This window comes from Caulobacter sp. FWC26, assembly GCF_002742645.2.
Taxonomy (GTDB): Bacteria; Pseudomonadota; Alphaproteobacteria; order Caulobacterales; family Caulobacteraceae; genus Caulobacter.
This window is the reverse complement of sequence record NZ_CP033875.1, coordinates 237375-250523: the sequence shown is the minus strand read 5'-3', so window position 1 is coordinate 250523 and position 13149 is coordinate 237375. Positions and strand designations below refer to the sequence as shown.

Here is a 13149-nt window from a genome sequence, read left to right as displayed (position 1 = left end):
ATGGCCAGGCACATGACCCCCAACGATCTCGACCGCATCGCCCAAGCCGTAGCAGAGGCTGAGAAAACCACTGCGGGCGAGATCTTCTGCGTCCTGGCGCCAGAGGTTTCGGACTATCGCGAGACGCCGCTTGTCTGGGCGGCCGCCAGCGCCCTCGTCCTACCGGCTGCAGCGCTGCTGGCGGGCTTTCGTCCGGAGATGCTGACCCGCCTGTTCGGCGGCTGGAGCGTCGGCCATCACGCGGCCCAGGACGGCGCGATCCTGTCGGCGCTGTCGACCTATATCGTGCTGCAGCTGGTGGTGTTCGTCGTCGCCGCCCTGCTGGTGTCGATCCCGCCGGTCCGGCGCGCGCTGACCCCGGGCGCGCTGAAGACCGCCCGCGTCAAGCGCGCGGCGATGGAGCAGTTCCTCAGCCACGGCCTGCACGTCACTCGCGACCGCACCGGCGTGCTGATCTTCGCGGCCCTGGCCGAGCACCGGGTCGAGGTGATCGCCGACGAAGGCATCTACAAGGCCGCGCCCAATGCGGTCTGGGACGAGGTGGTCGCCGATCTCGTGGCGGGCCTCAAGCGCGGCAAGGTCGCCGACGGCTTCGTAGCCGCCGTCGCCCGCACCGGCGCGATCCTCGCCGCCCACGTCCCCCCGCGCGGAGACGACCGCAACGAACTCTCCGACGGCCTGACGATCCTGCCGAGGCGGTGAGGTGACGGGCGGGGGGCGTCATCTTGGACTGTTCTTCGTCCTCACCTTCGCGATCACCTGGGGCGTCGGTGGACTCTGGCTCTTGTTCCCCAAACCGCTGAACGCCTTGCTGGGGCCCTTCGTCTACGGATCCCCTGCCTATTTGGTCGCCGCTTGCGCCCCCAGCCTCGTGGGTCTTGGCCTGACGCTCGCCGAGCAGGGCCGCGCTGGTCTGCTCGACCTACTCCGCAGGCTGCTGCCTGGAACGGCCCTAACGATGGCGGTCGCCGTTCTTGTCCTACCGACCCTTGCCCTCGCGCTGTGTCTCGCCATGCCCACGACTTGGCCGGTGAAGCCCGCCGCCGTGCTGATCGCCACGCCCCTGCTGCTGCTGACTACCGCCCAGGTCATCACGAACGCCGGTCCGCTGGGTGAAGAGTTCGGCTGGCGCGGCTATGCCTTGCCTCGCCTTTTGGAGCGTTGGCCGCCGCTGGCGGCGGGGACGATCTTGGGCCTTGTCTGGACGCTTTGGCACGTGCCGGCGTTTCTATTCTCCGACATCGTGCTGACGCCTCTGACCGATATCGGCTGGTACGCCTTGGGAACGATCGCGCTCTCGGTGCTGATGACCTGGCTGCACGTCCATGGCCGAGGCAGCCTTCTTGTCGCGGGCCTCATCCCTCATGCGGTAATCAACGCCATGGGCGCGACAGGAGCCTGGGCCACACGACCCGCCGAAGCCGTGGCGCTGGCGATATTCAGCTTGGCCTTGTTCCACTTCTGGCCTCCCATGCCGAAAGACCAAGAGCGCGCCTGACGCGCCCACTTTGAGGAGGACCGCCATGTCCAACATCGACCCGACCCGCGCGCAGTTCGACGCCTTCAAGGCCCTGCCGCGCGATACGCCAATCCACATGCTGAACCTGATCCGGCTGAAGCCGCTGGCCGACTATCCGGCCGATCATCCTAATCACGGCAAGGACATGACTGGCCTGGACGCCTATCGTGAATACGGCCGCACCTCCGGCCCGATCTTCGAAGGGTTGGGCGGGCGGCAGGTCTGGGCGGGCAGTCCCGAGGTCGTGCTGACCGGTCCCAGCGACGAGCGGTGGGACCTGGCCTTCATCGCCGAGTACCCGAATGCCAGCGCCTTCCTGGCGATGGTCACGAACCCCGAGTACCGCGAGCACGTCAAGCACCGCCAGGCGGCGGTGGAAGACTCGCGGCTGATCCGCTTTTCGCCCTTCGCGCCCGGCAAGGGTTTCGGCGAGTAGCGCCTACTCGGCCGCCAACGGCTGGACATCGCCCTGCGGCGCGGCCTGGCCGCCGCGCACCAGGCGGCCCGGCAAGGCGCCGGTCGGCTCGCCGTCGCGCTGGGTGACGACGCCAGCGACGATCGTGGCGACATAGCCATCCGCGCGCTGGGTCAGGCGACGCCCGCCCGCCGGGAGGTCGTAGGCCACGCGCGGCGCTTCCAGCCTCAAGCCGTCGTAGTCGATGACATTCAGATCGGCGCGATAGCCCGGCGCGATCAGGCCCCGGTCAAGCAGCCCAACGGCCTTGGCGGTGTCGCGGGTCTGGCGGGCGATCATCGTCTCCAGCGGGATCCTTGGCCCCCGGGTCCGATCGCGTGTCCAGTGGATCAGGTTGCTGGTCGGGAAGCTGCCGTCGCAGATCATGCCGACATGCGCCCCGCCGTCGGACAAGCCCGGCACGGTGTCGCGATGGGTCAGCATGGCGAAGCTGGGCTCCAGCGAGCCGTCCGCGTAGTTCAGGAACGGATGGTACAGCATGCCTTGCCCGCCCTGCGCCAGCATGGCGTCCAGCGCGACGGCGGCCGGATCGCGCCGCTCGCGCGCGGCGATCGCGGCCACGGTCTTGTCCGCCGTCGGCTCGTAGTCGGGAGCGTCGCCGCCCATCGGAAAGAGATTGTCCCAGGCCCGCAGCGCGCTGCCGGCGAAGGGGCCCTTGGCGTCGCCGTCGTGTGCCAGTAGGCGCGCCCGGAACGCCGGATCGGACAGGGCCGCGACCTTGTCCGCCAAGGGGCGGTCCTTCAGTTCGGCGAAGACCGGGTTCTGGCTGAACGGGTTGAGCGTGAGCTCCAGGCCGAACAGCACCCCGACCGGACGGCCGCACACCTGCGCCTTCATCGGCAGGCCCGCGTCGACGGCGGCGGCGACGCCGGCGAGGAGGCCGCGCCAGCCTTCCGGGGCCTTGGGGCTCTGGACCAGGGAGAACGACAGCGGCCGTCTGGATCGCTCGACGATCCGGCGCAGCATGGCCAGCTCGGCGGGGCCGTCGATGAAGTCTGAGACCACCTGCAACACGCCCTTGCCGGCGGCCGCCAAGCCGAGCGCAATCCCCGTCAGCTCGTCCTCGCCTGCGGTCAGGGTCGGGGTCGGTTGGCCGTCGCTGGTGCGGTGATTGAGGGTGCGCGAGGTCGAGAAACCCAGGGCCCCGGCCTCGACCGCGCACCTGGCGATCGCGGCCATGGCGGCGATGTCGGCGTCGGTCGCCGGTTCGCGGTTCGCGCCCCGCTCGCCCATCACATAGACCCGCAAGGCCGCGTGCGGCAGCTGGGCGCCGACATCCACGTCGAAGGCGCGGCCGGCCAGGAAGTCGAGATAGTCGGGAAAGCTCTCCCAGGCCCAGGGCAGGCCCTCGGTCAGCACGGGAAAGGGGATGTCCTCGACGCCTTCCATCAGGCGGATCAGGCGGTCGTGATCCTCCGGCCGGCACGGGGCGAAGCCGACCCCGCAATTGCCCATCACCACCGTGGTCACGCCGTGACCGGAGCTAGGACCCAGCTGGCCGCTGCAGGTCGCCTGGCCATCGTAGTGGGTGTGGATGTCGACGAAGCCCGGGGTGACAATCCGCCCTCGGGCGTCGATCTCCTCGACCCCGGCCGCGAGACCCTTGCCGACCGCGACGATGACGCCGTCCCGTACGCCGACATCGGCTTGGAAGCCCGGTCCGCCCGCGCCGTCGAAGACCATCCCGCCCCGCAGGACCAGATCGTAGGCGTGCTTGGCCATGGTCGCCCTCCGCTTATCTTATCGTTGTTCACCAGCGTGAACCCCGCAGGGCGGAGGCGTCAAGAAAAAGGGCGGTCGCCGTAGCAACCGCCCCATCCCCGTTCCGTAAAAGGTGTCTACCCCTAGAACGACTTGCGGACCGTCACGCCCATGGTGCGCGGTTGCCCCACGGCGTAGCCGAGGCGGGCGCGCCCGCCGCGTTCGCGGTCGAACGACAGCAGCGCGTTCTCGTCGAACAGGTTGTTGACGTAGAACGTCATGTCGACGCCGTCCGGCATCTCCAGGCCGGCGCTAAGATTGACGATCTCGTAGCTGGGCAGCTGGAGATTGACGACCGTCGGGACCGTGCCTGTGGCGCCGCCGAAGGCGAGACCCGAGACGAACGAGCGCGGGTTGTTCTCTTGGTCACTGGCCTGGGTGAAGCGGTTGCCGACGTGCTGCAGCGAAGCCTTCAGGTAGCCGTTGACGCCCGGCCGGACTTCCTTGCTGTAGGTGACATCGAACGACACCTGGAACTTCGGCACCGACGGCAGACGGTTGCCGTCGCGGATGCCGCCGATCACCGCGCCCGTGCCATCCTTCACGGTGGAGTCGAACTCAGCTTCCAGCAGGCTGCCCGACAGGCCGATGTCGAGACCGTTGGCCAAACGCGCGGTCAGCTCGGCCTCGACGCCCTTGGTGTGGGCCTTGGGCACGTTGAACACCACGCGCGACGAGCACGAGCCGGCGTCCAGGGTGGTCTGCAGGTTCTTGATGTCGGTGTAGAAGGCCGCCGCGTTCAGGGTGACGCGCCCGAACCGCGACTTCACGCCGCCTTCGTAGTTCCACAGCGTCTCGTCGTCATAGCTCTGGTAGCCGCCGAAGATCGCTTTGTCCTGCGCCGAGCACAGCGGCAGGTTCAGCGGGTCGTTCACCCCACCCAGGCGGAAACCCTTCGAGGCCTGAGCGTTGAAGGTAACCGTGTCGCTGGCCTCGTAGCTGAGCAGGAAGCGCGGCGTGAAGCCATCGGACGAGGTCTTGTCGGTGCGGTTGTCGCCGTTGGCGAACAGGCCGCCGGACTTGAACTGCCGCGTTTCACTGAAGTCGTAATAGCGGCCGCCCGCCGTCGCGGTCAGCTTGCCGGTCGTGTAGGTCAACTCGCCGAACACGGCCTTCTGCTTGATGTCGTAGGGCAGGTAGGCGTTGTAGGGCGAGTCCTTGCCAAAGCCGTTGGCGACGGCGGCCGAGGTGCCCGCGCCCAGCTTGGCGTCGGTCGCGACGTCATAGCCCGGCGTCGGCAGACGCTGGTTGTAGACGCGGTCGACCTTCGAATAGAAGCCGCCGATCACCCACTGCAGGGGGCCGTCGCCGGTCGAGGCCAGGCGAAGCTCCTGGGTGAACTGCTCCAGATCGGTGGTGTCGCGCAGGTTGGAGGGCAGCAGCACGGCGGCGGCGGGGAAGCCCAGATCCACCGAGACGCTGCCCGTCAGGGCGCTGGCGTCGCGGCTGACGGTGATGTCCCGGCTGATGAAGCTGGTGACGCTGGTCAGGGTGGCGGCGTTGAACTTGAAGTTGGCGGTCATGTCCGCCAGCAGCGTGTTGTCGGCGAAGCTCTCGTCCAGCAGCAGGTACTGCTCGCGCTCGCCCAGCTGGATCTTCGGCCGGGTGGTGGTGTTGTTGTTGGCGAATAGGTTGAAGGTTTCCTGGCGGTTGAAGCCGCCGGCGCGGATCTCCTGATAGACGATACGCGGCGTGAAGTTCACCTGCTCGTTCGGCTCGATGTAGAACGACAGGCGGCCGCCGCGACGGGTGCCGTCATTGACGTTCTTGTCGACCTTGCCGCCCTCCTTGAGGGCGTCGATGAAGCCGCCGTACTGGGTCAGGTAACCGACGGCGCGCATGGCGATCTTGTCGGAGATCGGGATGTTCACCGCGCCCTTCACATGGCCGCCGAACGCGTTGCCGCCAACCAGGTTGGCGTTAGCCTCGAAGGTACCCTCCGAGACATCCAGCTTGGGCTGGTTGGTGATGTAGCGGATCGTGCCGCCCACCGAGCCCGAGCCGAACAGCGTGCCCTGCGGGCCGCGCAGGGTTTCGACGCGGTTCAGGTCGAACAGGTCGATATCGGGCGTGAACAGCGACAGCGAAATCACCGACTCGTCGAGATAGACGCCGACCTGCTCCTTGACGCCCGGCTGGTCGCGGACGACCTGGCCGGCCGACACGCCGCGCACCGAAACCTGGCTCTGCCCCGGGCCAAGGTTCTGGATCGTCAGGCCGGCCACGTTGCGCGACAGGTCTTCCAGCGTCACCGCGCCCGAACGCTGGATGTCCTTCTCGGTCTGGGCGTTGATCGAGAAGGGGATGTCCTGGATCGTCGCATCGCGCTTGGTCGCGGTGACGATCACTTCCTCGATGGCGTTCTGATCGGCCTGCTGCGCGGCGGCGATCGACGGCAGCGCCATAAGGCCCGCGCCCAGAAGCGTAGAAAGCGCGCTGGCGCCCAGCAGCGCGCGCGCACGACGGCGCGACGACACGATGGTCATGATTACCTCCCTAATGTTTTTCGCGTTCTTGGAGACGGGCTCCCGACGCAACGGCAGCGTTCATCTCCGCCCTGACGAAAGTCAATCTGAAACGAAGGCTTTTAGAATCAGGGCGTTAGAGGCGATCAAAACTGTGATCACAAAGCCACGCCATGACCCCGGGGCGGGGCGGCTTTCCCTTTACGCGCACGTGATCTTTCGCACCGCAACGAGACGGTCTAGGGTGGCCGCCAATTCAAACTAACGTTTAACGGGGAGTGCGCCTCTATGCGCGAAGCGGTCATTGTTTCCTACGCCCGCACCGGTCTGGCCAAGTCGGTCCGCGGCGGCTTCAACAACACCCATGGCGCGGCGATGGCCGGCCACGCGATCCAGCACGCGGTCGCTCGCGCCAAGCTGGACGGCGCGGAAGTCGAGGACGTGGTCCTGGGCTGCGGCGGCCCCGAAGGCGCCACCGGCATGAACGTCGCGCGCAACGCGGCCATGTGGGCCGGCCTGCCGATCACCACCTCGGGCCAGACGGTCAACCGCTTCTGCTCGTCGGGCCTGCAAGCGATCGCCACGGCGGCCAACTACGTCCGCAACGACGGCGCGGAAGTCGCCATCGGCGGCGGCGTGGAGTCGATCTCCCTGGTCAACGCCAGCGGCCACATGAACCGCTACCACATCACCGAAGAAAAGCTGCTGAAGACCCATCCGGCGCTATGGATGGCGATGATCGACACCGCCGACATCGTGGCCAAGCGCTACAATGTCAGCCGCGAGTATCAGGACGAATACGCCCTGCGCAGCCAGCAACGCATCGCCGCCGCCCAGGCCGCCGGCCTGTTCGACGACGAGATCGTGCCGATGGCCACCAAGATGAAGGTGGTCAACAAGGAGACCAAGGAAGAGAGCCTGGTCGACTACGTGGTCAGCAAGGACGAGTGCAATCGCGCCGACACCACGCTGGAAGGCCTGGCCAAGCTGGAGCCGGTCAAGGGCCCGGGCAACTTCGTCACCGCCGGCAACGCCAGCCAACTGTCGGACGGCGCCGCCGCCGTGGTGGTCATGGAAGCCAAGGAAGCCGCCCGTCGCGGCCTCGAGCCGCTGGGCGCGTTCCGCGGCTTCGCCGTGGCCGGTTGTGAGCCCGACGAGATGGGCATCGGTCCGGTCTTCGCCGTGCCGCGTCTCCTGGAGCGCCACGGCCTGAAGGTCGACGACATCGACCTGTGGGAGCTGAACGAAGCCTTCGCCAGCCAGTGCCTCTACAGCCGCGACCGCCTGGGCATCGATCCGGAGAAGTACAACGTCAACGGCGGCTCGATCGCCATCGGCCACCCCTTCGGCATGACCGGCGCCCGCTGCGCCGGCCACCTCCTGCTGGAAGGCAAGCGCCGCAAGGCCAAGCTGGGCGTGGTGACCATGTGCATCGGCGGCGGCATGGGAGCGGCGGGCCTGTTCGAAATCTTCTGATTTCAAAGCGCGGATGGTTTCCCGTCCGCGCTGAAGGTCCTTGAATGAAGAAGGCCGGGAACCGTCGAGGCGGTTTCCGGCCTTTCTTGTTGGATCAGGTCAAGAGCGCCGCGCGGCGAACGGCTTGAAACCAGCGCGGGCGGGGCCATCTGTGCGCCGTGGGCGTCAGCGATTGTCGCTTCACGACGCAGACCAGAGACACGACCATGGCCAGCAAGGCCTTCCTCGCCATAGCCCTCTTGATCGCCGCCGCGATCGGCTTCGCCCTGCCGACGCCGGGCGCGAGCCCCAAGCCGCAGCCGACCCAGTCGTCGTTCCAGACGATCGCCCTCAACAAGGGCTAGAATCGCACCGTCAGAGGCTCCCGGCGGGCCGGGAGCCTCTGACGGTGCGATCGCAGACGCGATCAGAATTCTTCCCAGTCCTCACGGACGGCCACCGCCGCCGAGCCTCGGCTTGGCCGCGCCACGGGCGATGGGCGGGCGACCGGCGCCGGCGCTTCGACCGGCGGGCGGTAGCTGACGCGCGGCGCGCTTTGCGCGGCGATAGCCACGCCTTCCGCCACGCGGAAGCGCGCCACCATTTCGGCCAACGACTTGGCCTCGTTCTTCAACGAGTGCGTCGCGGCCGTGGCCTCCTCGACCATGGCGGCGTTCTGCTGAACCACCTGGTCCATCTGGTTCACGGCCGTGTTGACCTCGTTCAAGCCGGTGGCCTGCTCGCTGGCGGAGGCTGAGATCTCCTTCACCAGGGCGTCGATCGAGGCGACCTGGGCGACGATGCGATTCAGCGCCTCGCCCGTCTGGCCGACCAGATTGACCCCCGTCTCGACCTGCTGAGTCGAGGTCGAGATCAGGGTCTTGATCTCCTTGGCCGCGTCGGCCGAGCGTTGGGCCAGAGCCCGCACTTCCTGAGCGACCACCGCGAAGCCACGTCCGGCCTCGCCCGCCCGCGCGGCCTCGACGCCGGCGTTCAGGGCCAACAGATTGGTCTGGAACGCGATCTCGTCGATCACCCCGATGATCTGGCTGACCTGGTTCGACGACGTCTCGATCTCGGTCATCGCCGACACGGCCTGGCTGACGATCTGACCCGACTTCTCGGCGTCGGCGCGCGCAACGGCCACCACCTGAGAAGCTTCCTTAGCCCCCGAGGCGGTCTTGCGCACCGTCGCGGTGATCTCGTCTAGCGCCGCGGCGGTCTCTTCGAGGCTGGCGGCCTGCTGCTCTGTGCGACGCGACAGGTTGTCGGAGGCTTGAGCGATCTCGTCCGAGCCGCTGTTCACCCCGTTCGTCGCCACCCCAATCGCCTGGATCGCCTGCTGCATCCGGTCGGCGGCGGCGTTGAAATTGGTCTTCAGACTCTCGGTCTTGGGCGCGAAGGGCGTGGTGATACGGTGCGTCAGGTCACCCGACGCCAGACGATCCAGACCTTCGTTCAACGCCGAGATGGCGATGGCGTCGTGACGGGCGACCTCGGCCTTTTCGGCCTCGTTGGCGGCGCGCTCTTGGTCGGCGGCGCGCCGTTGCTCGACGGCGGCGGCCTCGATACGCACCTTCTCAGCCTCTGAATCCTTGAAGTAGGCCACGGCGGCGGCCATTTCGCCGATCTCGTCCTTGCGGCCTCGCGCCGGCACCTCGACGCTGTGGTCGCCAGAGGCCAGACGGCGCATGGCGCTGGTCATGGCCGTCACCGGCTTGGCGATGGCGCCGGTCAGCAGCAGCCCACCAGCGACGGCGATGGCGGCGGTGATCAGGATGCCAATCGCCAGGGTCAGGCTGGCCTGCGCATAGGCCTTCTTCTGAGCGGTCGCTTCAGCCGCGAGCTTTTCTTCGGCGTTCTTGGTGATCGCCTCGATGGCGTTCTCGACCGGCTCGACCGCCTTGTCGGCGACGCCGTCATTGCGCACCAGTTCGACCGCCTGGGGACGCGTGGCGGGATCGGCGCCCAGGGCCTCGCCCGGCTCAATGGCCATCTTGCGATAGTTGGCGTAGGCGGCCTCGACAGCGGCGATGCGCGCCAGGTCCTGCGGGTCGCCCGCCGCCAGGGCTCGCATGTCGTCCAACGCCTTCATGAACTTGGGCTTGTGGGCCTCTTCCAGACGCTTGACGTAATAGGGATCGCCGGACAGCAGGAAGCCGCGCAGCGAATTCTCCTGGCGGGTCAGACGGAAGGCGGCCTGGTCAGCGGCGCGGACCATTTCATAGGCGCGCTCGGTGCGATGCACCGAGTTGGTGAAGCTCACATTATTGGCATAGAGCGCCACACCCATGAGCATGATCGTGGCGAGCATAACGGCGAACACCGCCATCAGTTTGTGCGAGATCTTCAGGTCGCCAAAGGACACGGCCAGCTCCAGGTCTAGTGCGCGGCCGCCAAATCTCGGATATCGCTGATATTTTCAGCATGGCCGGATCGGCGAACCTCACCCAGACGAGTCCGCCCGAACCTGTTTCCGACCCCTTAACCGTGGCGTGGCGAGATGTCGCATATCCGACGTTTTCGCCACTTTTTTGGTCAGTGCGCCTCCTCCCAGTTGCCAGCGGCCCGCGCCTCAACCGTAAGGGGGACCGACAGGGCCACGGCCGGCTCGGCGGCCCTCTCCATGACGGCCCGGATGACGGCGCAGGCGCGCTCGGCCTCGGCCTCGGGCGCTTCGAACACCAGTTCGTCGTGCACCTGCAGCAGCATCCGCGTCGCCAGGCCTTCGCGTTCCAAAGCGGCGGGCATGCGGATCATCGCCCGGCGCATCACGTCGGCGGCCGCGCCCTGGATCGGCGCGTTGATCGCCGCGCGCTCGGCGAACTGGCGGTGCGCGGCCGACTTGGCCTCGATGTCGGGAATGTTGATCTTCCGGCCGAAGATCGTTGTGACATAGCCGTGTTCGCGCACGAACGCCTTGGTGGCGTCCATATAGGCCTGGATGCCCGGGAAGCGTTCGAAATAGGTCTTGATATAGGCCCCGGCCTCGCTCTGGCCGATGCCGAGCTGGTTGGCCAGGCCGAACGCGCTGATGCCGTAGACGATGCCGAAATTAATCGCCTTGGCCCGGCGACGGATCATCGGATCCATGCCCTCGATCGGCGTATCGAACATCTCCGAGGCCGTCATGGCGTGGATGTCGAGGCCTTCCTGGAAAGCCTTCTTCAGCTGCGGGATGTCGCCGATGTGGGCCAGAAGGCGCAGTTCGATCTGGCTGTAGTCGGCGCTGATCAGCACGTTGCCCGGTGACGCCACGAACGCCTTGCGGATCTTGCGGCCCTCCTCGGTGCGGACCGGGATGTTCTGCAGGTTGGGGTCGGACGAGGACAGACGCCCCGTCGTCGTCGCGGCCAGGGCGTAGGAGGTGTGGACCCGGCCCGTCGACGGCGCGATCGCCGCGATCAGGTTCTCGGTATAGGTGCCCTTGAGCTTGGAGAGCTGCCGCCAGTCCAGCAGGACGCGGGGCAGTTCATGTTCCAGGGCCAGGCTTTCGAGCACGTCGCTGTCGGTCGACCACTGGCCGGTGGCGGTCTTCTTGCCGCCCTTCATCTGCATCTCGCCGAACAGCACGTCGCCGATCTGCTTGGGGCTACCGAGGTTAAAGGGGCGACCGACCAGCTCCTGGGCGCGCGCCTCGAACTGCGCCATCCGCAGCGAAAACTCGTTGGATAGAAGGCGCAGCGCTTCGGGGTCCACGCGGACGCCGTTGTTCTCCATCATCGCCAACACCGCCGGCATCGGACGCTCCAGCGTCTCGTAGACGGTCGACAGGCTCGCCCGCGCCAGCTGCGGTTTCAGATGGTTGTAGAGCCGCAGGGTGACGTCGGCGTCCTCGGCCGCATAGGCGGTCGCCTCGGGCAGGGCCACGTGCTTGAAGCTGATCTGGCCCTTGCCGCTGCCGGCCACCTGCTTGAACGGGATCGGCTTGTGCCCGAGATGCAGCTCGGACAGCTCGTCCATGCCGTGACCGTGCAGACCCGCCTCCAGCACATAGCTGATCAGCATGGTGTCCTCGATCGGCGCGACCTGGATCCCGTGTCGCGCCAACACCGCGATGTCGTACTTGGCGTTCTGCGCCACCTTCAGCACCGCCGGGTCCTCCAGCAGCGGCTTAAGGGTGGCGATGACGTCGGCCAGCGGGATCTGCTCAATGTCGGCAGGGGCCTCGAAGGCCAGGCCGTCGGCCTTTTCGCAGTGGCTGATCGGGATGTAACAGGCCTCGCCCGGCGCAATCGCCAGCGACACGCCGCAGAGCCCCGCCGTCGCCGACGACAGCGCGTCGGTCTCGGTGTCGAAGGCGACGATACCCTTGGCCGTGGCCTTGTCGACCCAGGCCTTGAGGGTCTCAAGGTCGCGAACACAGGCGTAAGCGGCGTGGTCGATCTTGACCGGCTCGACCGGGTGCGCCGCCGCGCGGGCGGCCGCGCCCATGTAAGAGACGCTGACCACCGGGGCCTTGGGCGGCGCTGCGGGGCGATCGAGCGTGCCGGGCGTCGCGGCGGCCGAGCCGTCGCCGACCCGGCGGGCCAGAGAGCGGAACTCCATCTGCTCGAGGAAAGCCGCCAGGGCCTCCTTGTCGGGCTCGCGCACTTTCAGCTCATCGAGGGGCTGGGGCAGCGGCGTGTCGCAGTCCAGCTTGACCAGGGCCCGTGACAGGCGGATCTGGTCGGCGAAGTTGATCAGGGTCTCGCGGCGCTTGGGCTGCTTGATCTCGCCCGCGCGGGCCAAGAGCGTGTCGAGGTCGCCATATTCGGTGATCAGCTGGGCGGCGGTCTTGATCCCGATGCCCGGCGCGCCCGGCACGTTGTCGACGCTGTCGCCGCACAGAGCCTGAACGTCGACGACCTTCTCAGGATAGACGCCGAATTTCTCGAACACCTGCTCGCGCTCGATGCGCACGCCCTTCATCGGGTCGTACATCGACACCCCATCGCCGACGAGCTGCATCAGGTCCTTGTCGGACGAGACGATGATCGCCTCGCCCCCGACCTCGCGGGCCTTGCAGGCGTAGGCGGCGATCAGGTCGTCGGCCTCGTAGCCCGGCAGCTCGATGGCCGGGACGCCGAAGGCCAGCGTCGCTTCGCGCACCAGCGGAAACTGCGGGATCAGGTCCTCAGGCGGGGGCGGACGGTGAGCCTTGTACTGGTCGTAGAGGGTGTTGCGGAACGTCTTTTCCGAATGGTCCCAGATCACCGCCAAGTGGGTGGGCGTGTCACCCTGCATGTCGCGTAGCAACTTCCACAGCATGTTGCAGAAGCCCTGCACCGCGCCCACCGGCAGGCCGTCGCTCTTGCGCGTCAGGGGCGGCAGGGCGTGATAGGCGCGGAACAGATAGGCCGAGCCGTCGACCAGGAAGAGCCGGACGGCCGGGCCGTCCTGGGTCAGTTCGGAAGCGTTCGGAAGCGGGGGCGCGGCGGCGTCGGTCATGGCCGGCAACATAGGGGGCGCGGCGTGCGTCGGGAACCCTCCGG

9 protein-coding genes are annotated in these 13149 nt (G+C 67.4%); 5 read left to right on the top strand and 4 right to left on the bottom strand.

Annotated elements, in window-relative coordinates; genetic code table 11:
• The 3 genes from CSW63_RS02805 to CSW63_RS02795 are packed head-to-tail and all read left to right on the top strand — an operon-like array spanning position 1 to position 1955.
• Positions 1 to 702 carry a TPM domain-containing protein gene (locus tag CSW63_RS02805; RefSeq protein ID WP_137803507.1) on the top strand — a complete coding sequence of 234 codons (702 nt, stop codon included), beginning with the start codon at positions 1 to 3 and terminating at the stop codon, positions 700 to 702.
• 1 nt (position 703) lies between these two features.
• Positions 704 to 1498, top strand: a complete 795-nt coding sequence (locus tag CSW63_RS02800; protein WP_062096065.1) for a type II CAAX endopeptidase family protein — start codon at positions 704 to 706, stop codon at positions 1496 to 1498.
• Positions 1499 to 1523: 25 nt separating this feature from the next.
• Entirely contained in the window at positions 1524 to 1955 is a 432-nt protein-coding gene (locus tag CSW63_RS02795) for a DUF1330 domain-containing protein (RefSeq protein ID WP_062096068.1), read from the top strand.
• Positions 1956 to 1958: 3 nt separating this feature from the next.
• On the opposite strand, the gene CSW63_RS02790 is transcribed toward CSW63_RS02795, so the two are convergent.
• Positions 1959 to 3716 (bottom strand): amidohydrolase family protein, encoded by a 1758-nt coding sequence (locus tag CSW63_RS02790; RefSeq protein WP_062096069.1) that lies wholly within the window; start codon positions 3714 to 3716, stop codon positions 1959 to 1961.
• A 122-nt stretch (positions 3717 to 3838) separates the two neighbouring features.
• On the bottom strand, positions 3839 to 6241 hold the full coding sequence (locus CSW63_RS02785) for a TonB-dependent receptor (RefSeq protein ID WP_062096070.1): 2403 nt from the start codon (positions 6239 to 6241) through the stop codon (positions 3839 to 3841).
• A 267-nt stretch (positions 6242 to 6508) separates the two neighbouring features.
• Between CSW63_RS02785 and CSW63_RS02780 the strand changes: the two genes are divergently transcribed.
• Both CSW63_RS02780 and CSW63_RS23290 read left to right on the top strand, forming a co-directional pair.
• The gene (locus CSW63_RS02780; protein WP_062096071.1) at positions 6509 to 7696 is read left to right on the top strand and encodes an acetyl-CoA C-acyltransferase; all 1188 of its coding nucleotides are present in this window, start codon (positions 6509 to 6511) and stop codon (positions 7694 to 7696) included.
• 206 nt (positions 7697 to 7902) lie between these two features.
• Complete coding sequence (locus CSW63_RS23290; protein ID WP_168193588.1) at positions 7903 to 8040, top strand: hypothetical protein; 138 nt, start codon at positions 7903 to 7905, stop codon at positions 8038 to 8040.
• A 62-nt stretch (positions 8041 to 8102) separates the two neighbouring features.
• Here the strand turns inward: CSW63_RS23290 and CSW63_RS02775 are convergent, their stop codons facing one another.
• Both CSW63_RS02775 and polA read right to left on the bottom strand, forming a co-directional pair.
• Positions 8103 to 10043, bottom strand: a complete 1941-nt coding sequence (locus CSW63_RS02775; protein ID WP_062096072.1) for a methyl-accepting chemotaxis protein — start codon at positions 10041 to 10043, stop codon at positions 8103 to 8105.
• A gap of 170 nt (positions 10044 to 10213) precedes the next feature.
• The gene (gene polA, locus CSW63_RS02770) at positions 10214 to 13105 is read right to left on the bottom strand and encodes a DNA polymerase I (protein ID WP_168193587.1); all 2892 of its coding nucleotides are present in this window, start codon (positions 13103 to 13105) and stop codon (positions 10214 to 10216) included.
• Between the last annotated feature and the right edge of the window lie 44 nt (positions 13106 to 13149).